The sequence below is a fragment of the Arthrobacter sp. NPDC056493 genome (assembly GCF_042795115.1).
Taxonomy (GTDB): domain Bacteria; phylum Actinomycetota; class Actinomycetes; order Actinomycetales; family Micrococcaceae; genus Arthrobacter.
Map to the genome: position 1 here is coordinate 1 of NZ_JBHTSL010000038.1, position 23,937 is coordinate 23,937.

The window sequence follows — 23,937 nt, forward strand, 5'->3', positions numbered from 1 at the left end:
AAGCGGCGCTTACAAACCGGCAGTGTAACGCGCACGACGGGGGGTGCTTCCCGCCGTCGTCCGCGTTTTCTGTTCCCGTGGACGGCTGTTCCCGTGGACGGCTCAGGGCAACAAGCAGTAAGCTTGCTTACTAAATGCCTTGCTGCTGAGTGCGGTGCCACCGACGAGGGACAGGACCCCGAATTGCCTGACGAACCGTTGACTGACAAGCCATTGACGGACAGGCCGCTGCCCGGCGGACCGCTGACTGACAAACAGGGAACGCCGCAAACAGGCGTGCGCGGCGAGCTGCGCCAGGACACATCCGTCGGCGGCAAGGATCTCACTCGCTGGCAGAGCCGGTTCGGCCGGCTTTTGGTCGACGGAGTCCAGCGGATCAGCCAGATCCTGGGTCCGCACGGGGCCCTGGTACTGACGCTGCTGGTGGGCGCGGTGGCCGCAGCCGTGCTGACCGCGGCCTTTGCCGAAGTTTACGAGTCCGTGGTCCGCGCCGACGGGGTGGCCGGCCTGGACCATCCGGTGCTGGCAGCCGGCAAGAGCCTGCGCTCCCCCGGCCTGGACGTGGCCATCACGGCCTTCACGGACGTGGGCGGAACCATCGGGATGCCGATCCTCGCCCTGACAGTGATGGGCATACTGGCATTTCGCCGACGGTCCTGGACGCCTGTCATCCTGATCGTCACGGCGGGCCTGGGGTCGCTTCTGATGACCATCGCCGGAAAGCGGCTGATCGGCCGCACCCGCCCGGACCTCAGCGACGCCGTACCGCCCTACGAGCATTCGGCCTCGTTCCCCAGCTGCCATTCCCTGAATGCGGTGGTGATCGCGGGAATCGTGGCCTACCTGATCATCCTGCGGCTAAAGACGGCCCGGAGCCGCGTTCTCGCCGGCGCGGCCGCCGCGGTTTTCGCCGCGGCCATGGGCCTGAGCAGGGTGTACCTAGGCCACCACTGGCTCACCGACGTTCTCGCCGCGTGGGCGCTCGGCGCGGCGTGGCTGGCACTCGTGATCACCGCCCACAGGCTTTACCTGACAGTTCGGAAGAAGAGGGCGAGCGGGCAGATTCCGGCGGGAGCGGCACCCAAGGCGGGACGCGCTTAAGGTGACGGACGACGGCGGGTGCTTCCCGCCGTCGTCCGTTTCTCTGTTCTTGTGGACGCCTGCCCGGATCGTCAGCCGATCGGCTCGGCCATCTGTTCCACGACGTACTGGACGTCCACGGAGGTTCCGGTCACGGGATCGGCCATCTCCACCTTCCAGCTGCGGGCGAACTGGTTTACGCCGCCGGTCATCGCCACGGTGCCGGAGATGAGCACCGTTCCGGGGGCGTTGAGGCCCCGCTCGGTGAGGACGTCCAGCCAGTAGTCGGGGGTCAGCAGGGCTTCCAGCGAGCTGTCCTGGATGAGGGTGTCGGGGGTGTCGCCCTCCCCCACCCAGGCCCTGAGGGTGATCCGGTCCAGGTGGTCTCGCACGTCATCGAGCCGCCAGGCCTTGCGGCCCAGGACGTCCGGGCTCGCGTTCTTGCTCCACGCAACACCGTGCACCTCCAGCGCGCGGTCCGTGTGGTCGCAGGCGACGGTGAGCAGCACACCGTCCGCGGTGATGACCAGGGCCCACTCGGCTTCCCCGGAGGTCCGCTCATGCTGCACCTGGACTTCCGATACCTGCTGGGCCAGATAGGGGGACACTGGATACAGGGCGGGAGTAGTGGCCGGGCCCGGAACGCCAAGTTCAGCGAGCTCAGCGATATGGGCCTGGACTTCATCCTGCTCACGCCCCGCGTAGCCGGCATTCAGGAGGTGCCTGACCTCCACATCCTGCGTGCGGCCGTCCGGTAGTTCGAAGCTCAGCGTCGTCATCGTGGATCCATCCTTTGCATTTGCTGCTGCAGAAATTTTTACAAACCGGAAACCGGAAACGGTCGCCAATGTACATCCAGTATGCGTAATGTATACATTTAACGCCAGCGTGACAGGCGTCACTAGAAAAACCTCGTGGAGGACAACACCATGGCCAACGCTCCAGTTCCGGGTCCCGGCACCACGCCGCATCCGCATGCCACCCCGCACCCGACAGTTCACCCCAAGGGCCTGTACAAGGCCTTCGCCGCCAGCCTCACCGGCACCGCCCTCGAGTGGTACGACTTCGCCGTCTACTCGGCGGCGGCCGCCGTCGTATTTCCGGTCGTCTTCTTCCCGGCGACCGATCCCTTGACCGGGACGGTCCTCGCCTTCTCGACCTACGCCGTCGGCTATGTTTCCCGCCCGGTCGGCGGCATCATCTTCGGCCGGCTCGGGGACCGCATCGGCCGCAAGAAGGTCCTGGTGACCACCCTGATGATCATCGGCGTGGCCACGGTTCTCATCGGCGTGCTGCCCGGCTACGCCAACATCGGCGCCACGGCCGGAATCCTCCTGGTCCTGCTGCGGTTCGCGCAGGGCGTGGGCGTGGGCGGCGAATGGGGCGGCGCCGTCCTGCTCTCCAGCGAGTACGGAGACCCGCACCGCCGCGGCTTCTGGGCCTCCGCGGCCCAGGTGGGCCCGCCCGCCGGCAACCTGCTGGCCAACGGCGCCCTTGCCGTGCTGACCGTCGCGCTCACCGAGGAGCAGTTCCTGAGCTTCGGCTGGCGCATCGCGTTCCTGGTCTCGGCTGTGCTGGTCGGTTTCGGCCTCTGGATCCGGCTGAAGCTGGAGGACACCCCCATCTTCAAGGCCATCGAGGCGCACGGCGAACAGCCGCATGCCCCCGTCCGCGAGGTCTTCAGCAAGGAGCTCCGTCCACTGATCGCCGCCATCCTGTGCCGCGTGGGACCTGACGTCCTGTACGCCCTGTTCACCGTCTTCACGCTCACCTACGGCATTCAGGTCCTTGGCTACCAGCGCAACCAGGTCCTCACCGCCGTCCTTATCGGTTCAGCCTTCCAGCTGTTCATGATCCCACTGGCCGGCGCCGTCTCCGACCGCTTCAACCGCCGCCTGGTCTACGGGGTCGGCGCTGTGGTGGGCGCTGTGTGGACGTTCGTCTTCTTCGGCGTCCTGGGCGGAAACAACCAGCCGATGCTGATCATCGGCATCGTCCTTGGCCTCATGGCGCACTCCTTCATGTACGGCCCGCAGGCGGCCTTCATCGTGGAACAGTTCTCCCCGCGGCTCCGGTCCACCGGCAGTTCGCTGGCCTACACCTTCGCGGGCGTGATCGGCGGCGCCATCGCACCCCTCCTGTTCACGGTGCTGCTCGCCCAGTTCGGGACCTGGATTCCGGTGGCCATCTACGTGGCCGTGGCTTCAGCGGTCACCGTGGTGGGACTGGCCCTCGGCCGGGACAACGACGCCGTGGAGGACCTGGATTACCGGCTGCTCCTGGAAGGTTCCACGTCAGCCCGCCAGCAGTCCGGAGCGGTCTAGTCCTACTGACGGTTGCGAGTTTTTGTCCAGATATTGGCCGCTAAAGGCCTCGGAAGTCCCATTAGCTGGACAAAAACTCCATCAGGTGCGGGATCAGGTGCGGAGCAGGATGTCGCGGGTGACGGCCAGGTGATGGTCGATGGCCTCCTGCGCCTTCGCCGCGTCTCCGGACACCAGGGCATCGAGGATGTCCTGGTGTTCGGTGCACACCTGCTCGCGCCGGCCTCCGGTCCGGAACAGGGCGGAAACCCCGACGACGACCTGCCGGACGTGCAGCTTGCTGTAGGTCCGGGAGATCAGCTCGTTGCCGGCGGCGTCGATGAGCTGCTGGTGGAAGAGGGTGTCCAGCCGGATGAACTCCTGGGCGGCTTCCGCACCCTGGCCTTCGGGCAGCCTGGACTGCTGGTCGAGGGTGTCCTGCATCTTGTCCGCCGGCACGCTTCCGTGCTCGATGACGAGGCGGGCGGCGTGGCTTTCCAGCACGCCGCGCAGTTCCATCAGTTCCGAGATTTCGCGGCCCGTCACCGGCGGAACATAGGCCCCGCGCTGCGGGATGAGTTCCACCAGCCCGTCGGAGACCAGCAGCAGCAGGGCCTCGCGGACGGGGGTGCGGGATACTCCGATTTCTGCGGCCAGCTCCTGCTCGTTGAGGAAGCGGCCCTGCATTTCCGGGTCGGTCAGGATGTTTTCACGGAGGTAGGCGTACGCCTTCTCCCGGCCGGACGCCGCCGTCCCCGAACTTTTTCGCATACATCAGGTATACAACAGAGAGAAGCAGATCCATGCGTTTAGCAGTTGCCCAGATCGTCACCGGCGCCGACCTTGCGGCCAACCTCGGGCTGATCCGAGACTACGCCAGGCGGGCAAAGGCGGCCGGCGCCGAGCTGGTGGTATTCCCCGAGGCGGCCATGCGCGCCTTCGGCAATCCGCTGGCCGACATCGCCGAACCGCTGGACGGGCCGTGGGCCACGGCGGTACGGGCCATGGCCCGGGAGCTGGACATCGCCGTCGTGGTTGGCATGTTCACGCCCGGCGACGGCGGCCGGGTAAAGAACACACTTCTGGTCACCGGCCCAGGGCTCGACACGTCCTATGACAAGATCCACCTCTTTGACGCGTTCGGGTTCGCCGAGTCCGATTCGGTGGATGCGGGAACGGCGCCGGTGACCTTCGAGGTCGGCGGCACCACCATCGGCCTGGCCACCTGCTACGACGTCCGCTTCCCTGCACTGTTCACGGCCAACGCCAGGGCCGGCGCCGCCATCAACATCGTCTGCGCGTCCTGGGGTGCCGGCGAAGGCAAGGCGGAGCAGTGGGACCTGCTGGTCCGTGCCCGGGCCGTGGACAGCACCACCTTTGTGGTGGCCTGCGGCCAGGGTGATCCGGCAACCCTGGGGCTGCCGTCCGCCGGCGCTGCGCCCACCGGGATCGGCCACAGTGCGGTGGTGTCGCCGCTGGGATCCGCGCTGGTGGCGCTGGGCGGCGAACCGGAACTGGCCGTGGTCGACGTCGATACCTCCGTCATCCCGGACGTCCGCGGAAAGCTTCCCGTGCTGGCCAACGCACGGAGCTTCTAGTCCTGCCGCCCTGCCGGCTCCCGGTACCTGCTCTCCGGGACGTCCGTGATGAACATGTGTCCGGGAGCATGGCTGATAGCGAAGGCCGGCTTGGACGCCATCACTGCGCTCTGCGGGGTGACGCCGCAGGCCCAGAACACGGGCACTTCGCCGGGCCGGATGTCCACGGCATCGCCGAAGTCCGGGCAGGAAATGTCGGCGATGCCGAGCTCCCCGGGTGATCCGACGTGGACCGGCGCGCCGTGAACCTTGGGCACCTCGGCGGTGACCCGGATGGCGGTGTCCACCAGTTCAGCCGGCATCGGGCGCATTGAGACCACCATGGGGCCGTGGATCCGCCCTGCCGGGGTGCATTCGACGTTCGTGCGGTACATCGGGACGTTGCGGCCCGTCTCGGTGTGCCGGAGCGGGATACCTTCCTTTGCCAGCGCGGCCTCGAACGTGAAGCTGCAGCCGATGAGCACGCCCACCATGTCATCGCGCCAGAGCGGGCGGACGTCCGGGACCTCGGCGGCCAGCACACCGTCCTTCCACACCCGGTAGGCGGGGATGTCGGTGCGGATGTCCGACCCCGGGGCCAGGGCACTTTCGTACTTACCCGCGGGAATGACGTCGACGACGGGGCAGGCCTTGGGGTTGAGCCGGCAGAATTCGAGGAACTCGTCGGCGTAGTCCGCCGTCACGGCGATGAGGTTGGCCTGCGTGTAACCGTCGCTCCAGCCGGAGGTTGGTGTGACCAGCCCGTCGCGGAACTGCCGGCGTGCCTCGGCCGGCCCCAGGAGCGCGTTCGCCTGCGTCATCGGACTGTGCCTTCAGCAACCTCTGGGCTATCGGCAACTTCGGCCGACGCCCGCAGGTATTCCTCGTCCTCGGCAACATTGGAGTCGCGTCCGAGTGCCAGGCCCACCACGGTCAGCAGGCAGGCAACGCTGAGGTAGATGGCCACCGGGACCCAGCTGTGGAAGGTGCTCTGCAGCAGGGTGAACATGAACGGTGCGATGGCGCCGCCGATGATGCCGGCAAAGGTGTAGGCCAGGGAGCTGCCGGTGGAGCGGAGCCGCGGGGAGAACTGCTCGACGACGAACGCGGCCTGCGGGCCGTACATGAAGGAGTGACACAGCAGGCCGAGCACCGTGCCCACCACGAGCATCACCGGGGAACGGCCTTCCAGCACGATGAAGAACAGGTAGCCCCAGACAGCGGCGGCGACTGCAGCGATGCCGTAGACGAGGCGCCGGTTGATCCGGTCGGAGATGGCGCCCGCGAGCGGCATGGTGAAGAGCTGCAGGCCTGAGCCGATGAGGACGGCGAGGAGCACCTGACCGCGGTCAAAGCCGAGTTCCTGGATGCCGTAGGTCAGGGTGAAGACCGTGCAGAGCGCGTAGGTGACGTCCGGGCCGATGCGGCTGAGCATGGCGGCCAGGAGGGGACGGCGCTGGGTGGTGAGGAGTTCCCGGATGGGGGCCTTGGGCTGCTCGCCGCGGGCTTCCATGGCCTTGAAGATGGGGGTGTCTTCAAGCTTCAGGCGGATCCACAGTCCGAAGGCCACCAGGAGTGCAGAGATCAGGAAGGCAATCCGCCAGCCGTAGTCCAGGAATGCCTGCTCGGACAGGGTCAGGGTAAGGACGGCGAGCGCACCGTTGGCCAGGAGGTTGCCGGCCGGCGGCCCGATCTGCGCCGCGGAGGCCCAGAAACCGCGCCGGCTGGGTTCCCCGAATTCGCTGGACAGCAGGACGGCGCCGCCCCATTCGCCGCCGACTCCCACGCCCTGCGCGAACCGCAGGAAGACGAGGATAGCCGGGGCCATGATGCCGATCGTGCCGTAGGTGGGCAGCAGGCCGATGAGGAAGGTGGCCACACCGATCAGCATCAGGGTGACAACCAGGATCTTCTTGCGGCCGATCTCATCACCGAGCCGGCCGAAGATGATGCCGCCGACCGGCCGGGAAATGTAGCCCACCGCGTAGGTCGAGAACGCCAGCAGCGTGCCGGTCACCGGGTCCGACGCCGGGAAGAAGATCAGCGGGAAGACGATGGCGGCAGCGGCAGAGTAGACCGCGAAGTCGTAGAACTCCAGGGCGGTCCCGGTGAGGCTGGCCGCGAACGCTTTGTACATGTCCTTGCGCCCGACGGCGGGCCTGCTACCTGCGGAGGCCATTGCGGATTGATTGGCCATTTGTTCCTCCAGAAAGAGTGTGGATGCCATCCGTGTTGCTACGGATGCGCTGGTGCGCCAGTCCCAGCCCTGCGGCATTGTCAGGTCCGGGCACTGAGGCTGGTTGGCGGCTTCCCCGGCAGCCGCCGAAAGCGAGCATTCTGTTGGATTGTGGAAATGTAGAACAATCCAGAACGTGTTGAACAATCTACGCGACGCAGATCACACGGTCAAGGGGCTCGTGCCGCCAGGCGGCAGGGAGAGGTGCGCCAGTTAAGCGCGAACGCACAGTTGAGACCCACCGCAGCGGGGCTCAAGTGTGCGTTCGCGCTTCATGCGCAGCGCAAGGTGAAGAAGGTCGGCTAGGACGCGTGGACGGCAGTCTGGTGTTCTTCGGACCGGTCGAGGTAGGCGAGGAGGCGCTCGGCGGCGCGCTCGTACTCCCCAGCCTCCAGCGCCTTGCAGATCTGCTCGTTCTCCTGCAGGTAGTCCTGGTAGAAACCGCCGTCAATGGAGGCCTTGTGGAAGAACAGCCTCATCTCGGCCAGCACCTGCGACATGATGATATTGAGTCGCTCGCTGCCGGCCATGGCCACGAGGGCACCGTGAAAATGCTGGTTGGCACTGCCAAGCCCTTCGCTGTCGCCGGCCTCGGCCGCGCGCTTGCCTTCTTCCACGGCACCGCGCACGGCCGCAATGCTTTCGGCACTGCCGCCACCCCGCACGGCACTGACTTCGATGGCGCGCCGGACGGCATACACGTCATGGATATCGCTGGCCTCGAGACTCGCCACAAAGACGCCGCGGTTGGGCTGGCGGACCACAAGCCGCTCGCTGGCAAGTTCGGCAAACGCCTCGCGCACCGTGTTGCGTGAGACCCCAAGCTCCTCGGAAAGTGCTTCTTCCTTCAGCTTCGCCCCGGGCAGAAGTGCACCTTCCGCAATCTGGAGCCGGAGTTCGCTCGCCACGCGGGTGGCCACCGAGGGCACAGCGACGCGCAGCCGGGCGGCGCCGGATACTGCCCCCACCGTTGAGTCATGCAGATTTCCTGTGGCCATACACCGAATTTACACGAACCAACCACATTCGGATTGTTGAATTGTTGAACATTTCTGCTGAAGGGTGCATCCTTGTCTAAGGACGAGTTGAGATGAGGATCACAATGCACGCAATAGATTTGAACAGCGACGTCGGTGAATCCTTCGGGCGATGGAGCCTCGGAGACGACGCCGCCATGATGGCATCCGTATCTAGCGCCAATGTCGCCTGCGGATTCCACGCCGGCGATCCCAGCGTCATCCGGAAAACTTGCGAGGCGGCCGCCAAGGCCGGCGTGGTGGTCGGGGCCCATGTGGGCTACCGCGACCTGGCCGGATTCGGCCGCCGGTACATGGACGTCGACCCGCGGGAACTGGCCGACGACGTCGTCTACCAGATCGGCGCGCTGCAGGCGCTGGCCGCAGCGGCCGGCACCAACGTCCGCTACGTGAAGCCGCATGGCGGCCTCTACAACGCGATCGTCCACAACACCGCCCAGGCACGGGCTGTGGTGGACGCGGTGAAGTCGGTGGATCCTGCCCTTCCCATCCTTGGCCTGCCCGGGTCCGAGGTGCTGCGGCTCGCGGAGGCAGCCGGGCTCCGCCCCGTCTCAGAGGCGTTCGCGGACCGCGCCTACAACCCGGACGGCACCATGACCTCGCGCTCCCAGCCCGGTTCTGTGCTTGAGGACCCGGAAGCGGTTGCCGCCCGCGTCCTGCAGATGACCACCGGGGCGGCCATCAGCGCGATCGACGGTTCGGACCTGTTGATCAACGCCGAATCAGTCTGTGTCCACGGGGATTCCCCGGGCGCGGTGGCCATGGCCGTGGCCGTGAAGCGCGCGCTCGACGCCGCCGGCATCACCATCAAGGCCTTCGTCTAGCATGAAGCGACGGATCCAGGACCCGATGGCAAACACCAACGCTGGCACGCCCTCCGCGCCATCCGGCGGGTCCGCCCCGGACGCCCGCCCGGAAAGCGCTCCTTCCGGCACCGTGACCCCAAGCCCGGCCCGCCCGAACAGGGTCCGCTCGGTGCGCCCCGTGGGAACGCGCACGGTCCTCGCCGAAGTATCCGGCACGCAGGACGTGCTCGCCCTGCAGGCCGCGCTTCTCGATGCCCCGCTGCCGGGCCAGCAGGACGTCCTGGCCGCCGCCGAAACCGTCATGGTCCGGGCCGATTCCCCCGCCGCTGCCCGGCGGATCGGCCAGGCCCTCCTGGAGCTGGACCTCACGGCACCGGCCGAGCAGTCCGGCGGCCTGGTGGTCATTGACACCGTGTACGACGGCGAGGATCTCGCCGAAGTGGGGACGCTGACCGGCCTCGGTGCCGACGGCGTGATCGCCGCCCACACCGGCCAGGTCTGGACCGTTGCCTTCGCGGGCTTCGCCCCCGGCTTCGGGTACATGGTGGGCGAAAACCGGGCCCTGGAAGTTCCGCGCCGGAGTTCCCCGCGCACCGCGGTCCCGGCAGGATCGGTAGCCCTGGCCGGTAACTACTCCGCCGTCTACCCGCGAAAGTCGCCGGGAGGCTGGCAGCTGATCGGCCGCACCGGAGCGAAGATGTGGGACCTCGACCGCCCCGAACCCGCCCTGGCCAGCCCCGGGCACCGGGTTCAGTTCCGCGCCGTCCGCGACGTGGTCCAGCTGGCCACTGAGCCCTCCGCCGGTGTATCCCAGGACAGCTACCAAACCGGCGGCCGGCAGCCGTCCCCGGCAACGACGTCGGGCCTTCGCGTCCTGTCACCCGGAATCCACAGCCTCATCGAGGACCTTGGCCGGCAGGGGCATTCGGCCCTCGGCGTCTCCGCCGCCGGGGCGCTGGACCGGGCCTCGCTCCGCAGGGCGAACCGCCTTGTCGGGAACGCGCCGTCGGCCGCCGCCGTCGAGTCCGTCTCCGGCGGGCTCAGGGTCCAGGCCATCGGCGACCAGGTCCTGGCCGTTGCGGGGGCGCCGTCGGCACTCACTGTCGTGACGCCGTCGGCCTCCCCCGGCGCGCCGGAAACCGGCGGTGCAGAAGACCGGCAGCGCACCGTCCCGGTGGCCGCGCCGTTCGCCCTCCTGGACGGCGAAATCCTCACCATCGGAATTCCCGACGCCGGCTTCCGCAGTTACGTGGCTATCCGCGGCGGCGTCGATGTCCCGGCCGTGCTGGGCAGCCGGTCCACGGACACGATGTCCGGCATCGGGCCGAAGCCGCTGGCGGCCGGGCAGGTGCTGCCGTCCGGCGGTGCGGCCGAGTCCGGCGTTGTGGGCAGCCCGGAAATCCAGCCTGACTATCCGAGCGGCGGGGTCACCGTGCTGGACATTGTCCCGGGCCCGCGCGCGGACTGGTTCGACCAGGCCGCGATCGACTCCCTGTGCGCCCAGGACTGGACCGTCAAGCCGGAGTCCAACCGCGTGGGCATGAGGCTGCAGGGAACGCCCCTGGAGCGCAGCCGCACCGGCGAGCTGCCCAGCGAGGGAACGGTGGCGGGTGCCATCCAGATGCCGCCGGAGGGCCTGCCCGTCCTCTTCCTCGCCGACCATCCCATCACGGGCGGCTACCCGGTGATCGGCGTGGTGGTGGACCACCAGCTCGACCTGGCCGCCCAGGTCCCGATCGGCGGACACATCCGTTTCCGGATCGACCCCGGATCTGCCGCCCACGCCGGCGCCCCTGAAGCCGGCGCCCCCGAAGAGACTTCACACGAACAGACTCCACAACGAAAAGCGAGCAACTGATGCACAAGGTCCTCATCGCCAACCGCGGCGAAATCGCCGTCCGGATCGCCCGGGCCTGCGACGACGCACAGCTGGCCTCCGTGGCCGTGTATGCAGACATCGACGCGGACGCCATGCACGTCGCCGCCGCGGACGAGGCCTTCAGCCTTGGCGGCAACTCACCGGCGGACACCTACCTGAACATCGGCAAGCTCCTCGGCGCCGCAGCCGCTTCCGGGGCCGATGCGGTCCATCCCGGCTACGGATTCCTGTCCGAGAACGCGGAATTCGCCCAGGCCGTGCTGGACGCCGGACTCGCGTGGATCGGGCCGTCGCCGGACGCCATCCGCCAGCTCGGCAACAAGATCACGGCACGCGAGATCGCCGTCCGCGCCGGCGCCCCGCTGGTGGCCGGCAGTGACGGACCCGTGGAATCCGCTGCCGAGGCCCGCGCCTTCGCGGCGGAGCACGGGCTCCCGATTGCCATCAAGGCAGCCTTCGGCGGCGGCGGCCGCGGCCTGAAGGTGGTCCGGAACATGGAGGAGGTCGAGGAAGCCTTCGACTCCGCCGTGCGCGAGGCGGTGGCCGCGTTCGGCCGCGGCGAATGCTTCGTGGAGCGCTACCTGGACCGGCCGCGCCACGTCGAAGCACAGGTGCTGGCCGATACGCACGGCAACGTCGTCGTCGTCGGAACCCGGGACTGCTCCCTGCAGCGCCGCCACCAGAAGCTGGTGGAGGAGGCCCCCGCGCCGTTCCTCAGCGACGGGCAGCGGACGCAGATTTACGACGCCGCCAAGGCAGTTTGCCGGGAAGCCGGCTACTCGGGTGCCGGGACGGTGGAGTTCCTGGTCGCCGTCGACGGCACCGTCGCCTTCCTCGAGGTGAACACGCGGCTGCAGGTGGAACACCCCATCACCGAAGAAACCACGGGGATCGACCTGGTCCAGGAGCAGTTCCGGATCGCCGCCGGGGAACGGCTCCGCTTCACCGACGATCCTGCCCCGCGCGGCCATGCCTTCGAATTCAGAATCAACGCCGAAGACGTGGGGCGCGGCTTCCTGCCCTCCCCCGGCACCGTCAGTGAGTTCACCGCACCCACCGGCCCCGGCATCCGACTGGACACCGGAGTCCGCTCCGGCTCCTTCGTGGCACCGCAGTTCGACTCGCTCCTGGCCAAGCTGATCGTCACCGGGGCCGACCGCCAGCAGGCGCTGCGGCGTGCCCGCCGCGCCCTGGCCGAGATCGGCATCACCGGCGTGGCCACCGTCCTGCCGTTCCACCGCGCGGTGGTAGTGGCCCCGGACTTCACCTCCGAGACCGGCCTGGACGTCCATACCCGCTGGATTGAGACGGACTTCGCGGACAGCATCCCGGCCGATCCGGATTACTCCACCACCGGCCCCGAAGGCAGCAGGCGCACCATCACGGTAGACGTGGACGGCCGCCGGCTCGCCGTCGGGCTTCCTGCGGACCTGCTGGACGGCTGGGCGCGCTCAGGCCAGGGGCTTCCCGGCGGACTCTCGGCTGCGCCAGCCGCCGGCTCGTCCGACGGCGGTTCCCCGGACGGCAGTGTGCCTGACCCGGCAGAACTCCGCGCCGCCATGAGCGGCACCGTGGTGAAGTGGCTCGTGGAACCGGGCACCGACGTGACCGCCGGTGATCCCGTGGTGGTCCTGGAGGCGATGAAGATGGAAACCAATGTCCCCGCCCACCGGGACGGCGTCCTGTCCGGCGTCGCCGCCGGAGCCGGCGACGTGGTCACCGCCGGCTCGGTCCTGGCGCTTATCGGCTGAGCCGCTTATCCGCTAACGCAACGAAGGACGACGGCGGGACCTCCCGCCGTCGTTCTTCTGCTTTAGGAACCCAGCGTCCTGCGCAGGATCATGGGGATGACGCCGCCGACGGCGAGGAGGTCGCATTCCAGCCCCGTCTCCACCGCGGCGGTGGCCGTGAACGGTTCCCGGCTACCGTCCGCGCGCACGATCGCCGCGGCGATCCCGGCGCGGGGGTGGATGCGTCCCTCGGGGGCGTCGAGCGCGATCCGGTCGCCCGGCGCGAGGCTGAGGAGCTTGGCCCTCATGTCCGCGGGCATAACGAGCGGAAGGATGCCCATGCCGATGAGGTTGGAGCGGTGGATCCGTTCAAAACTGGCGGCGATGACCGCACGGACGCCCAGCAGCCGCTGGGCCTTCGCGGCCCAGTCCCGGGACGAGCCCATGCCGTACCGCTCCCCGGCAACCAAGACCACGGAGTCGCCGGCATCCCGGTACCGCAGGGCGGCGTCCCAGATGGGCAGCGTTTCGTTCGACGGCGCGTGGACGGTGTGCGCCACCGGCGCCTCAGGCTGCAGGAGGTTCCTGAGCGACTTGTTGTGGAAGGCGCCGCGGACCATGACCTCCCAGTTGCCGCGGCGGGAGGCGAACACGTTGAGGTCAGTGCGGGCCTCTCCCCTGTCCACCAGGAAGTCGGCAACGCCGCTGGCGGGCGGGATGGCACTCGCCGGAGAGATGTGGTCGGTGGTGATGTCATCGCCCAGCACCAGGAGCGGATGTGCGGTGAATTCCCCCAGCAGGCTGCCCTCGGTCAGGGATGCGAACGGGGGGCGGCGGAGGATGGTGGACGCGTCATCCCACGGGTACTGCGCCCCGTCCGGCGCTTCCACGCGCTTCCACTGGGGGTCACGGCTGGCGATGGCAAAGTCCCGGCGGAAGTCGGCGGGGTCGTTGGCCTTGGCCACGAAGGCATCAATCTCATCGCGGGACGGCCAGAGGTCCCTGAGGTAGACGGGAGCGCCGTCCGCCGCGTGCCGCACGGGCTCCTCGCTGAGGTCCAACTTGGCATCGCCGGCCAGCGCGAAGGCCACCACCAGCGGGGGCGACATGATGAAACTGAGCTCGACGTCGGGGTGCACGCGGCCCGGGAAATTGCGGTTTCCGGACAGGATGGCCACTGGTTCGCTCACGCCGTGGGCCTGGGCCTTGGCGATCACCGGCGTCAGGGGGCCGGGGTTGCCGATGCAGGTGGTGCAGCCGAACCCGACGATGTCGAACCCCACGGAGGCGAGGTCATCGATGAGTCCGGCACGCCTGAGGTAGCTGGCGGCCGCCGGTGAGCCCGGGGCAAGCGAGGTCTTGACCCAGTCCGGCACGGTGAGTCCGCGGCTGCGGGCGTTGCGGGCGAGCAGACCGGCAGCGATGAGCAGGCGCGGGTCTGAGGTGTTGGTGCAGCTGGTGATGGCGGCCAGTGCCACGGGGAAGTCAGGCATGACACCGCCGCCTGCCTTGGCGGGGCCTGCCTCCTTCTCCAGTGCTTTGCGGATGCCGCGGTAGGGCAGGAGGTCCTGGGGACGGCGCGGGCCGGCGGCATGCATCGCGACGGCGGAGAGGTCGACGTCGACGATCCTCGTGTAGACCGGCGTTGCGGAAGGGTCGAACCAGAGGCCCGCCTGCCGGGCGTACGCCTCGACCAGCCGCGTCTGTTCGGCGCTGCGCCCGGTGCCGGCGAGATAGTCCAGGACGTGCCCGTCGATCGGGAAGTATCCGGTGGTGGCGCCGTACTCGGGCGCCATGTTCGCGACGACGGCCCGCTCTCCCACGGTCAGCGTGGACACGCCGGGGCCGAAGAACTCGACGAACTCCCCCGTGACGCCTACGTCGCGCAGCCTCTGGGTGACGGCCAGGGCCAGGTCGGTTGCCAGGGTGCCTGCGGCCAGCTCGCCGATCAGGCGGACGCCGACGACGTCGGGTATGCGCAGCGTGGCAGGCATCCCGAACATCACCGTCTGTGCTTCCAGACCGCCGACGCCCCAGCCCAGGACACCGAGGCCGTTGATCATCGGGGTGTGGCTGTCCGTGCCCACCATCATGTCCGGCACTGCCCATCGAACCCCGTCCTTTTCGACGACGGACACCACGGTGGCCAGCTGCTCCAGGTTGATCGTGTGCATGATGCCCGTGCCGGGAGGGTTGATGTGCACGCCGTTCATGGCCTTCGACGCCCATTTGAGGAACTGGTAGCGTTCCCGGTTCCGGCGGATCTCGTGCTTGATGTTCCGTGCCGCGGCATCGGAGCGCCCGTATTCCTCCACCGCCAGGGAATGGTCGATGGAAACGTCGACGCGCAGCAGCGGGTTCAGCGCCATGGGGTCCGCACCGGACTCGGCGAGGGTGTCGCGCATGGCCGCAATGTCCACCAGCGCCGGCGTGCTGGTGGTGTCGTGCATCAGCACACGCGTGGGCAGGAACTCGATCTCGGCCGTGCTGCTGCCTGTGGCCAGCCAGTTCCGCAGGGCATCCGTGGCCTGCTCGCGCTCCTGTCCGGCCATGTTCCGCTGCACGTTTTCCGCCAGCAGCCGCAACACCACGGGCAGCCGGGCGAACCCGGCGCCGACGGCACGTTCGATGTCCACAGCCTGCAGGACCTCGCCGTTGACGGAGAGGCTGGCAATGCAGGGGTCGGAGCCGGCGGCGGCAGCACTCATGGGCAATCCTTCTGACAAGGCACGCGATTGTTATAGGTTATAACCTATAACAGCAGGAACCATCCGAGAGGAGCAAACAGTGATCCACCCGGCCGTAGCACTGACCAAGAGCGACTATGCCTACGAAGAGCTGCGCCGCCGGATCCTGACCGGGGAGATCTCCCACGGGTCGGTGCTCAGCCAGGCCCAGCTCGCGCATGAGATCGGTGTCAGCACCACTCCCCTGCGCGAGGCTCTCCGCCGGCTGGCTGCGGAGGGGCTCGTGCAGCTTGAGTCCCACCGTGATGCCCGGGTCGCCGCCCTCACCGCAGACGAAGCGCGGGACCTGTACGTCCTCCGGGAGAACCTGGACCCCCTGGCCGCCGGGCTGGCGGCGGAGAGCCGGACCCCCGCTGACATCGAGGCCATCCAGGCGGCGCTGAAGCAGCTGACGCCGCTGCGCGACGCCGCGGACCTGGATGCCATGACGGCGCACCGCGAATTCCACCGCGCGGTCTACAGGGCCTCGCACAACCCCCTGCTCATCGGGATCCTCGAAGGCCTGTGGGACAGGGCCGACCGTTACCGCCAGATCGGGCTGCAAAGCCAGAAGGACTCGGCGAAGGACCGCAAGCGTGTCCGCGAAGAACACATCGAGATCGCCGACGCCGTCGTGGCCGGTGACGCCGTCCGGGCCCGCGAGATCATGCTGCGGCACGTCGTGGGCAGCCTGGGCCGCCGCGCCATTGCCGTCCTCGCAGAGGGCTAGCAGCTCCCACCAGCGCCCGCGCGAACTGGCAGATGATGCCCTCAAATCCACATTTTGCGGGCATCATCTGCCAGTTCGCGCTGGGTGTGGGGACGCTCACGCCTGCCACGCACCGCCCCGACTGCGTGTGTCAAACCTCACCCTCCGATTCGGGCCATATTGGTTGAAAAGCCCTCGGCGGCCTGTGCATGATGGAATGAAACCACATAGGAACACGCTTTCCTAGATGGGTTCAAAGTTCCAAAAAAACAAAATCCTGGTGGACGCAATGAGGCCAAACCGGTGAGCTCGTCGAGCTGCCCTAGGCCTCCGAGCGTTCCTGGGCCGTCCTGTTCCGCGGCATCGCATTGGCGCCTTGCCCAGACACGAAAGCACTGAGAAATGACCTTCGAAAATACTGAATCAATGACGATCAAGATCTGGGACCGTTCTGCAGTGGACCACACGCTGGAGACGCTGGTGCACGATTTTTCGAGCCGGGCCAACGCACACAAGAGTGACGTCGCCGTCACCCTCAGCGGCCCGAACACCTTCACGCTCAGCCTGAACACCCTCTAGGCAGCACAAACCCAAGCAGTACAAACCAAAAGAGGACGACGGCGGGAACTTCCCGCCGTCGTCCTCTTGCGTCTAAGCTGCGGCAGCCGACTAAGCGTTGGAGTGCTCAGCCAGGAGGGCGTCGATCTGTCCGGCGGCCTCCTTCATGCCGTCCTCCATGCCCATCGCGATCATCTTGTTCATCTGTTCTTCCGACTCGAAAACGGACTGGACCGTCATCCGGGTGCGTCCGCCGATGTCCTCCAGGGTGACGGTGGCGTGGGTGGTGCCCATCTCCGCGACGGGTGCGCCGTTGTCGTCTGCGAACCCGTCGTCAAACTCGAGGCGGTTGGGCGCCTGGATGTCGGTGATGCGCCACCAGCCGCCGGCTTTCTCACCCTCCGGGCCGGTCATGTAGTACGAGGCTTCTCCCCCGGGGGTGAATTCGTACTGCCTGAACGTTGCCGGCCAGGTGGGCGGGCCCCACCAGCGCTCGAGTTGCCGCGGGTCTTCCCAGATCTGCCAGACGCGCTTCACGTCGGCGTCGAACTCTGCCACGAGGATGAAACTGAGCGCCTCGGGATTCTTGGTGGAACTGATAACCGTCATTGCCGGACCCTTCCTATTCTTCAGTGCGGATGTCTGGTTCTTCAGTGAGGATGTCTGCGATCCGGGCGACGCGCTGCCGCCAGATCGCCTCGTACTCGTCGAGCAGCCGGCGGGCTTTCTCCAGGCCGTCATGGTTGCCCCGCACGATCTGCTCCCGTCCGCGCTTCTCCTTGGTGACCAGGGAGGCGCGCTCCAACACCGCCACATGCTTTTGAACGGCGGCAAAACTCATGGCGTAGAGGGCCGCCAGGCCGGTCACGGAATACTGGCCCACCGTCACCCGGCGCATGATGTCCCGCCGGGTGGTGTCCGCGAACGCCTGGAAGAGGCGGTCGAGTTCGGCATCGCTAAGCTGATCTACAACCATTTGGTTGTAGGATATTGCGCTCACGAGAGTGTGTCAATGGTTTGGATCTGGCTGCGCGAGGCCTACAGCGTGGGATGCCAGGAACACCTGCAGGGAACCACTCCGTAGGCTGACTCGCGGGCGTCCATCAGGACGCGATCTGGACCGCCTCCCGCAGCATCTGCGCCTCCCGCAGTTCGTTCAGCCGCTCCAGGGACGCGCTGTAGCCGCGCCAGCCGAGCCCGCAGACGTAGACGTCCGCGGTGGCCCGGAAGAGGTCCGCGGTGTCGTCGCCGTAGTGCCGGTAGAGCTGCGAGATGTGCACGACGGCGACGGGCAGGTCCGTGTCCAGCAGTGCGTCGAGCAGCGGGCGCCCATATGGCGTCAGCCCGGCCGGGTTCAGGATGACGGCATCCAGCGCCTTCGCCGTGTTCGTGGAGCCACTCCACCAGGGCTCCCTCGTAGTTGGACTGGAAGTGGAAAAGCGTGGTGCCCAGCCTCGCGGCCGTGGCGTCGAGATCGGCCGTGATGTCGGCCAGCGTCCGGGTGCCGTACTGCGGCTTGCGCTTGCCCAGCCGGTTCAGGTTCGGCCCGTTCAGGACACCGACGCGCATGCCGCCGCTCATGCGGCACCCACCCCGGTGCCGGATGTTGCGGGCACGGTGCGTTCCACGGTTACAGAGGCTGCGGGTACGGTCCCGTCATCCTCGTACTCCACCGCGCCGGCCAGGTCGCGGCCAGCGACATACCCGAACGCCAGGGCCGGGCCGAGGTTGATGCCGCCCGCGGGGTAATGCCCGCCCATCACGCTGGCCTGGTCATTGCCGGCGACGTACAGCCCCGGGATGGGCCGGCCGCGGTCGTCGAGGGCGCGGGAGCGGCCGTCCACATCAAGCCCGGCGAACGTGCCGAAGCTGCCCGGCACCACCCGCACGGCGTAGAACGGACCCTTCGTGATGGGACCCAGCGACGGGTTTGGCTTCACCGCGGCGTCACCGCCGTAGCGGTTGAAGGCAGTGGAGCCGCGGCCGAAGTCCGGATCCGCGCCGGCGGCAGCGTGGCGGTTGAACCGCTCCACGGTGTCCTTCAGTCCGGCGGGGTCGATGCCGCATTTCGCGGCCAGCTCCTCCAGCGTGCGGCCCCGCTTCAGATAGCCGGAACGCAGGTAGGGGAAGAGCGGCACCGGCAGCGGCTTGGCCATGCCCAGCGGGAAACGGCGCACAAAGCGGGCATCGGCAATCTGCCAGGCCTCCGCCTGTTCACCCGGCGGCGTGGCCTCGAGCATCGCCGCCACGTAGTCGTAGTACCCGTTGGCCTCGTTGACGAACCGCTTCCCGCTGCGCAGGACGCCGATGCTGCCCGGTTTGGCGCGGTCCATGATGTGCGGGAAGGTGCCGGTCCTGCCGCTGCGGTACGGCACCAGCGACACCGGGCACCAGGCCGCGGCGGACTTCACGTCGGCCCTGAAGCGTGCTCCCACGGACAGGCCCAGGCTGATGCCGTCGCCCCTGGCCTCCGCGGGCGCCAGCGTCCAGTGTTCGTGCCCGGTGGGCGTGTGCGGGAACAGCTCCTTCCGGCGCTGCACGTCGTGCGGGAAGCCTCCGGCGGCCAGGACCACACCGCGTGATGCGTTGATCCGCAGCTCCCCTTCGGGGGTTCCGACGACGGCGCCCGTCACCTTGCCGCTCCCGTCGGCCAGCAGGCGGCGGGCCGGGGTGGAGACGCGGATGTCCACGCCGAAGTGGTCTGCGGACTGCAGCAGCCGGCCGGTGAGTGCCGTGCCGTTGACCAGCTGCATGTTCCGCCGGTGCAGCAGCAGATCCAGGACGTGAAGACCGAAGCGCCAGCCTGCATGGAGGAGCCCGCGCGGATTGCCCCGCGACGCGGACAGGAACTTGGCAAGGTCCGGTCCGGCCATAATGCCCATTCCCAGGAACGAGGTTTCATACAGCTGGTGCCGCAGCTTGGCGCGCACCTCGGGACGGATCCGCCTGGCGTTCAGGGGCTTGGGGCCAACGGAGCGGTGACCGGTCCCGGCGCCGGGAAGCCCGCCGTAGACGTCGTTGATCCTGTCACCGGGAACGAACTGCAGCGACGTCTTCTGGTGAAAGAAGCCCACCATATGCGGCACGGCCTCCAGGAACGCGTCCACCCTGTCGGCCTGGTAGTCGGTTCCCAGGACACCGCGCAGGTAGGTGCGGAAGGTCTCCTTGTCCTCGCTGACCCCGGCGGCCCTGGCCAGCGGGCTGCCCGGCGTCCAGGCCCAGCCGCCGGACCAGGCTGTGGCACCGCCGCACACGTCCGCTTTTTCCACCACCACAACCTTCAGGCCGTGGTACGCGGCCGTCACGGCGGCGGCCAGCCCGCCCGCGCCGGAGCCCACCACCAGGACGTCGCAGTCCAGGGTGGGCTGCCCGTTGTCGGCGGCCGGCAGGCCGTCGCCGGCCGGGGAAGGGGTTGTTGCGTCAGTCGGGAAAGTCATCTTTTGCTCCAGTGGTTCTTTCAGTGTCCGAATTCGTCTGAGTCCAGCCGCGGCGGTGCGCCGGTGTCGAGGGCGTCGATGCCGGCCATTTCCGCCTCGGTGAGGGCAAAGCCGAAGACGTCGAGGTTCTCGCGCTGCCGCCGGTCGTCCGCCGATTTGGGGATGGCCACCCGGCCGGACTGGACCTGCCAGCGGAGCACCACCTGCGCCGGCGTCCTGTCGTATTCGGCGGCGGGACCGGTGACTACAGGGGCCGAGAGGAAGGAGCCGTTGCGGCCCAGGGGGCTGTAAGCGGCCGTGACGATGCCGTGCCCTCGGTGGAAAGCCAGCTGGTCCGGCTGCTGGGTTTCCGGATCGATCTGCACCTGGTTGACCGGGACTTCCAGCCCTGCCGCCTGCAGCTCCCGCAGGTGGGCCGATTTGAAGTTGGACACGCCCCAACACCTGATCAGCCCCTCCTCGGCCAGCCGGGTGAGCCCCTCCGCTGCTTCGACAAAGCGGCCCTGGGAAGGATTCGGCCAGTGGATCAGGAAGAGGTCCAGATACTCGGTCCCAAGCCGCCGGGTTGCCGCGCCAAAGGCCTCGCGCACAGCCGTCCGGCCATGCCACTGCCTGTTGAACTTGGTGGTAAGGAACAGCTCCCCGCGGTCGATGCCGCTGCGGCGGATGCCCTCCCCCACGGCTTCTTCATTGTTGTAATTTTCGGCTGTATCGATGTGGCGGTACCCGTTGGCTATGGCGCGGGCCACGGCGCCGGTAGCTTCCCCGCCGGTCATGGGCCAGGTGCCCAGACCGATCAGGGGAACGACGACGCCGGGCGCCAGTTCCGCCGTCGTGCGCGGTTCCGCTGTGGTCCCCGGTGCCGCCGTTCCGGTTGCTTCGGCCGCTGTTTCCGTCATGCTGTTCCCACTTTCTCGGTTGCAGGCTTCCCGGTTGTTTTTCCTGAGGCGGATGCCAGGACGGCCGTGGCGGCTTCCTGCAGCTTCCGGGCCCAGCCCAGCTCTCCCAGCCGGGCCACCGTGCTGTGCGACGGCACCTCGACACTCACCGGAACATCAGCGGGGAAAACGTTGACCAGGGCGGCCAGGTCGAAGCCGCCTTCGCCGGGGACACCGCGTTCCGAGCGTGACTCCGCCACCAGCGCCGCCCGGCCGGCCGGACGCTGTGCCGGCCCGTCGCACAGCTGCAGCAGCGGCACCAGGTCCAGGTTCGCCTCGAGGTCATGCCATTGCGCGGACCCCGGAACCGCCCCGAACCGGTTCAGGTGCAGCGCGTCCACCACGATCCGGCAGCCCGAGGCGCGGGCCAGGGCCACCGCGGCGGGGATGGAGTTCACCGCCTGGTAGGAGATGGGCTCAAGGGTGGGAACGATGCCGTAGCTGCGGCCGTCCTCAGCCATGCGGGCCAGCGTGTCGGCCAGGCGTGCGGCGTCGGGGTCGGACGCGGCCACCGTCAGGGATGCCGCGCCGAGGGCCTGCCCGGCCTCCATCATGGCCCGCCACGCGTCCCGCTGGTCGGTGCCGTCGAGCAGCAGGAACTCGATGTCGCGGACCGTGACCCCGGTGCCGTCCATCCGGGCCAGGGTCTCCTTCAGCATCGGTGATCCCGGCTGCAGGTCGTAGGGCCGCTCGCCGGGAGTGACGGGACGGACACGGGCGCCGATGAAATCGAAGCCGGCGTCCGCGGCGATGGTCACCAGCTCGGGCGGGGCGGTGTTCAGGAGGGAGAGCTGGGCCAGGCCCAGCGGGCGGCGCGGTGCGCTCATGATGCTGCTCCGTTCATGCTCAGTTCGATGGGGCGGACGGGCTCGGCGGCGAGCCCTGTATGGTCGGCAAGCGCCGCCTGATCGGCAAGCGCCGCGGCGATGCGCTGCGCGGCGTCGTAGCCGCTCTTCACCGCGTTGGAGGCGATGGCGGGGGTGTGGTCCACCACCGTCCCGGCCAACGCAACCGGCACGCCGGCCTCCCGGGCCAGGTCCGCCTCCCGGTCCGCCGCGGGCACGGATCCGTCCAGCGGCAGCACCGAGCGGGAGACCAGCAGGCTTCCCGGGGCGTCCAGCCATTCGGAACCGGCCCCGTCTCCGGCGGTGCCCGAAATCCGGATCCGGCCGCCGTCGTATTCCTCGATCGTGGCACCCAGCCGGATCCGCACCCGCGGATTCTGTTCGAGCCGGGGCACGGCAAGGATTTTCGCCCGCCGCCCGGATTCCGGCGCGAGGACCTCCTGCGGCCCCACCAGCAGCACGGCGGTGCCGCGGTCCGCGAGGGTGTCCGCCAGGCTCATGGCCACGGAGTCCGCACCCCAGATGGTCACGGCGTCCGGGATGTCCTTACCCTCCAATACTTCCGGGTGGTCCGCGAGCCAGTCGCGCACGTCCGTCACGCCGGGCAGGCCGGCGCCGGGGAACCCTGCGCCGGGCAGGGTTCCCCCGGTGGCCAGCACGACGGCGTCGGCCCCGGTTTCCCGGACCAGCGCACCGATGTCGCCCGGATCCACCGGGTTGCCCAGCCGGACGTCTATGCCCAACCGAGCATTCTCGGCGGCCGACCAGTCGGTGAAGCGGTGGAAATCCGGGGTGGATTTCATTTGTTCCGCGAGGGCGAGCTGCCCGCCAAGCCGGGCGCCGCCGTCGAGCACGGTGACCTGCGCCCCTGCCAGGGCAAGTTCCCGGGCGGCGGTGAGGCCGGCCGGGCCGGCCCCCACAACGGCAACCCGGGCACCCGGCCGCACCCCCGGCGTCGGAAGCGGAATCCGCGAGCGCCCGACGGCGGGGTTGACGGTGCACGTGACCTGCCCCTGGCCGAGGGTGTCGATGCAGACGTTGCAGGCGATGCAGGGACGGTAGGCCTCGCCGCGCAGGACGCCCCCGACGAAAGCGGGGTCAGCGTGGATGGCGCGCGCCAGGCTGACGAAATCGCAGGCGCCGCCGCCGATGACCTCCTCGATGACGGCCGGCGAGTTCAGCCTCCCTGCCATGCCCAGCGGAAGCCCGAACCGGCGGTACGCCGTGGCGTAGTCGCGGAGCAGGCCGGGCTTCCACTCGCCGGGCTGCACGATCCATTCGCCGGCGTCGTAGCTGCCGGCGGACAGGTCGAGGAAGTCCAGCTGGTCCAGGTGCGCCTTGGCCATGATGGCCACCTGGTCCGCGGCGCTGATGCCATCCGCCGGGCCCTCGACGACGGACACCCGCACGCCCACGATGGCGTCCGGCGCAGCCTCACGGACGGCGTCGATGACCAGGTTCAGGAAGTGCTCGGGTGCGGCGAACTCATCCGTGCGGTGGTTGGAGATGGGCGACATGAACTGGTGGATCAGGTAGCCGTGCGCGCCGTGGATGTTGATCACGTCGAAGCCCGCAGCCACTGCCCGGCGCGCCGCCGCGGCATAGGACGCCACAAGATCATGGCATTGGCCGGCGGTCAGTTCCCGCGGGACCTCCCCGCCGGCCACCGCGCACGGCACCGGCGACGGCGCCAGGTTCTTATGCCCTGACACCGCCGCCTGGGCGGTCCGGCCGCCGTGGTTAAGTTCGACGGCGGCCAGCGCACCTTCCGCGTGCAGCGCGTCGGTGAGCCTGCGCAGCCCGGGAATCATGGCGTCGGTGTGCAGGCCCAGCTGGTGCGTGCGGCCCTTGCCGTCGGCCCGCACATACGTGGCTTCGGTGGTGACCATGCCCAGACCGGCTCTGGCACGCGTGAGGAGGTAGTCGATGTACTGCTCGGTGATGTTCCCGTCCGCCGTCCCGTAGTTGCGTTCCATCGGGGCGGAGGCGAGCCGGTTGCGGAGGGTCCGCGGCGTGCGGCCGTTCCGGCCCAGGATGAGGGGGCGGGCTGCTTGGCGGGTGTTGTGCTCCGTCATG

At 68.5% G+C, this 23,937-nt stretch carries 21 protein-coding genes and 1 pseudogene; 8 read left to right on the forward strand and 14 right to left on the reverse strand.

Annotated features, from left to right (window positions below; translation table 11 throughout):
- Positions 1-288: 288 nt before the first annotated feature.
- The gene (locus ACFQ50_RS15400; RefSeq protein WP_377996536.1) at positions 289-1,101 is read left to right on the forward strand and encodes a phosphatase PAP2 family protein; all 813 of its coding nucleotides are present in this window, start codon (positions 289-291) and stop codon (positions 1,099-1,101) included.
- A gap of 71 nt (positions 1,102-1,172) precedes the next feature.
- On the opposite strand, the gene ACFQ50_RS15405 is transcribed toward ACFQ50_RS15400, so the two are convergent.
- Positions 1,173-1,859 (reverse strand): DUF2848 domain-containing protein, encoded by a 687-nt coding sequence (locus tag ACFQ50_RS15405; RefSeq protein ID WP_377996462.1) that lies wholly within the window; start codon positions 1,857-1,859, stop codon positions 1,173-1,175.
- 150 nt (positions 1,860-2,009) lie between these two features.
- On the opposite strand from ACFQ50_RS15405, the gene ACFQ50_RS15410 reads away from it, so the two are divergent.
- The gene (locus ACFQ50_RS15410; RefSeq protein ID WP_377996538.1) at positions 2,010-3,404 is read left to right on the forward strand and encodes an MFS transporter; all 1,395 of its coding nucleotides are present in this window, start codon (positions 2,010-2,012) and stop codon (positions 3,402-3,404) included.
- A gap of 93 nt (positions 3,405-3,497) precedes the next feature.
- Here the strand turns inward: ACFQ50_RS15410 and ACFQ50_RS15415 are convergent, their stop codons facing one another.
- Positions 3,498-4,154 carry a GntR family transcriptional regulator gene (locus ACFQ50_RS15415; protein WP_377996464.1) on the reverse strand — a complete coding sequence of 219 codons (657 nt, stop codon included), beginning with the start codon at positions 4,152-4,154 and terminating at the stop codon, positions 3,498-3,500.
- Positions 4,155-4,186: 32 nt separating this feature from the next.
- Between ACFQ50_RS15415 and ACFQ50_RS15420 the strand changes: the two genes are divergently transcribed.
- Complete coding sequence (locus tag ACFQ50_RS15420; RefSeq protein WP_377996466.1) at positions 4,187-4,981, forward strand: carbon-nitrogen hydrolase family protein; 795 nt, start codon at positions 4,187-4,189, stop codon at positions 4,979-4,981.
- Here ACFQ50_RS15420 and ACFQ50_RS15425 read toward each other — a convergent pair.
- From ACFQ50_RS15425 to ACFQ50_RS15435, 3 genes are all read right to left on the reverse strand, one after another.
- Complete coding sequence (locus ACFQ50_RS15425; RefSeq protein ID WP_377996468.1) at positions 4,978-5,781, reverse strand: putative hydro-lyase; 804 nt, start codon at positions 5,779-5,781, stop codon at positions 4,978-4,980. The genes ACFQ50_RS15420 and ACFQ50_RS15425 overlap by 4 nt on opposite strands.
- Positions 5,778-7,157, reverse strand: coding sequence for an MFS transporter (locus tag ACFQ50_RS15430; RefSeq protein WP_377996470.1), 1,380 nt, complete (start codon positions 7,155-7,157; stop codon positions 5,778-5,780). The genes ACFQ50_RS15425 and ACFQ50_RS15430 overlap by 4 nt, the downstream gene beginning before the upstream one ends.
- A gap of 341 nt (positions 7,158-7,498) precedes the next feature.
- Positions 7,499-8,194: a GntR family transcriptional regulator gene (locus tag ACFQ50_RS15435; protein ID WP_377996472.1), complete on the reverse strand. Its 696-nt coding sequence runs from the start codon at positions 8,192-8,194 to the stop codon at positions 7,499-7,501.
- Between the two features lie 104 nt (positions 8,195-8,298).
- Between ACFQ50_RS15435 and ACFQ50_RS15440 the strand changes: the two genes are divergently transcribed.
- Genes ACFQ50_RS15440 through ACFQ50_RS15450 form a run of 3 tightly spaced genes read left to right on the forward strand, consistent with a single transcriptional unit; the run spans position 8,299 to position 12,669 of the window.
- Positions 8,299-9,057, forward strand: a complete 759-nt coding sequence (locus ACFQ50_RS15440) for a LamB/YcsF family protein (RefSeq protein WP_377996539.1) — start codon at positions 8,299-8,301, stop codon at positions 9,055-9,057.
- Between the two features lies 1 nt (position 9,058).
- Positions 9,059-10,897 carry a 5-oxoprolinase/urea amidolyase family protein gene (locus ACFQ50_RS15445; RefSeq protein ID WP_377996474.1) on the forward strand — a complete coding sequence of 613 codons (1,839 nt, stop codon included), beginning with the start codon at positions 9,059-9,061 and terminating at the stop codon, positions 10,895-10,897.
- Complete coding sequence (locus ACFQ50_RS15450) at positions 10,897-12,669, forward strand: biotin carboxylase N-terminal domain-containing protein (RefSeq protein ID WP_377996476.1); 1,773 nt, start codon at positions 10,897-10,899, stop codon at positions 12,667-12,669. Before ACFQ50_RS15445 ends, ACFQ50_RS15450 begins: the two co-directional genes overlap by 1 nt.
- A gap of 62 nt (positions 12,670-12,731) precedes the next feature.
- On the opposite strand, the gene acnA is transcribed toward ACFQ50_RS15450, so the two are convergent.
- Positions 12,732-15,356, reverse strand: coding sequence for an aconitate hydratase AcnA (acnA, locus tag ACFQ50_RS15455; RefSeq protein ID WP_377996478.1), 2,625 nt, complete (start codon positions 15,354-15,356; stop codon positions 12,732-12,734).
- 79 nt (positions 15,357-15,435) lie between these two features.
- Here acnA and ACFQ50_RS15460 point away from each other — a divergent pair, with 79 nt between their 5' ends.
- Positions 15,436-16,104 (forward strand): GntR family transcriptional regulator, encoded by a 669-nt coding sequence (locus ACFQ50_RS15460; RefSeq protein WP_377996480.1) that lies wholly within the window; start codon positions 15,436-15,438, stop codon positions 16,102-16,104.
- Positions 16,105-16,509: 405 nt separating this feature from the next.
- On the forward strand, positions 16,510-16,662 hold the full coding sequence (locus ACFQ50_RS15465; protein WP_377996543.1) for a hypothetical protein: 153 nt from the start codon (positions 16,510-16,512) through the stop codon (positions 16,660-16,662).
- A 90-nt stretch (positions 16,663-16,752) separates the two neighbouring features.
- On the opposite strand, the gene ACFQ50_RS15470 is transcribed toward ACFQ50_RS15465, so the two are convergent.
- The 8 genes and pseudogenes from ACFQ50_RS15470 to ACFQ50_RS15505 all read right to left on the reverse strand — a co-directional run bounded on the left by ACFQ50_RS15470 (position 16,753) and on the right by ACFQ50_RS15505 (position 23,936).
- A complete protein-coding gene (locus ACFQ50_RS15470) occupies positions 16,753-17,250 on the reverse strand; it encodes an SRPBCC domain-containing protein (RefSeq protein WP_377996482.1) in 498 nt (165 codons plus the stop codon).
- Between the two features lie 13 nt (positions 17,251-17,263).
- Positions 17,264-17,617, reverse strand: coding sequence for an ArsR/SmtB family transcription factor (locus ACFQ50_RS15475; protein ID WP_377996484.1), 354 nt, complete (start codon positions 17,615-17,617; stop codon positions 17,264-17,266).
- A 127-nt stretch (positions 17,618-17,744) separates the two neighbouring features.
- Positions 17,745-18,116 carry a type II 3-dehydroquinate dehydratase gene (locus ACFQ50_RS15480; protein WP_377996541.1) on the reverse strand — a complete coding sequence of 124 codons (372 nt, stop codon included), beginning with the start codon at positions 18,114-18,116 and terminating at the stop codon, positions 17,745-17,747.
- Positions 18,034-18,222 (reverse strand): annotated as a pseudogene (locus ACFQ50_RS15485) (type II 3-dehydroquinate dehydratase); the annotation flags it as partial. The pseudogene ACFQ50_RS15485 and the gene ACFQ50_RS15480, both read right to left, overlap by 83 nt.
- Positions 18,219-20,078, reverse strand: coding sequence for an FAD-dependent oxidoreductase (locus tag ACFQ50_RS15490; RefSeq protein WP_377996486.1), 1,860 nt, complete (start codon positions 20,076-20,078; stop codon positions 18,219-18,221). The pseudogene ACFQ50_RS15485 and the gene ACFQ50_RS15490, both read right to left, overlap by 4 nt.
- A gap of 20 nt (positions 20,079-20,098) precedes the next feature.
- Positions 20,099-20,977: an aldo/keto reductase gene (locus ACFQ50_RS15495; RefSeq protein ID WP_377996488.1), complete on the reverse strand. Its 879-nt coding sequence runs from the start codon at positions 20,975-20,977 to the stop codon at positions 20,099-20,101.
- Positions 20,974-21,843 (reverse strand): sugar phosphate isomerase/epimerase family protein, encoded by an 870-nt coding sequence (locus ACFQ50_RS15500; RefSeq protein ID WP_377996489.1) that lies wholly within the window; start codon positions 21,841-21,843, stop codon positions 20,974-20,976. Before ACFQ50_RS15500 ends, ACFQ50_RS15495 begins: the two co-directional genes overlap by 4 nt.
- A complete protein-coding gene (locus tag ACFQ50_RS15505) occupies positions 21,840-23,936 on the reverse strand; it encodes an FAD-dependent oxidoreductase (protein ID WP_377996491.1) in 2,097 nt (698 codons plus the stop codon). Before ACFQ50_RS15505 ends, ACFQ50_RS15500 begins: the two co-directional genes overlap by 4 nt.
- Position 23,937: the final 1 nt, after the last annotated feature.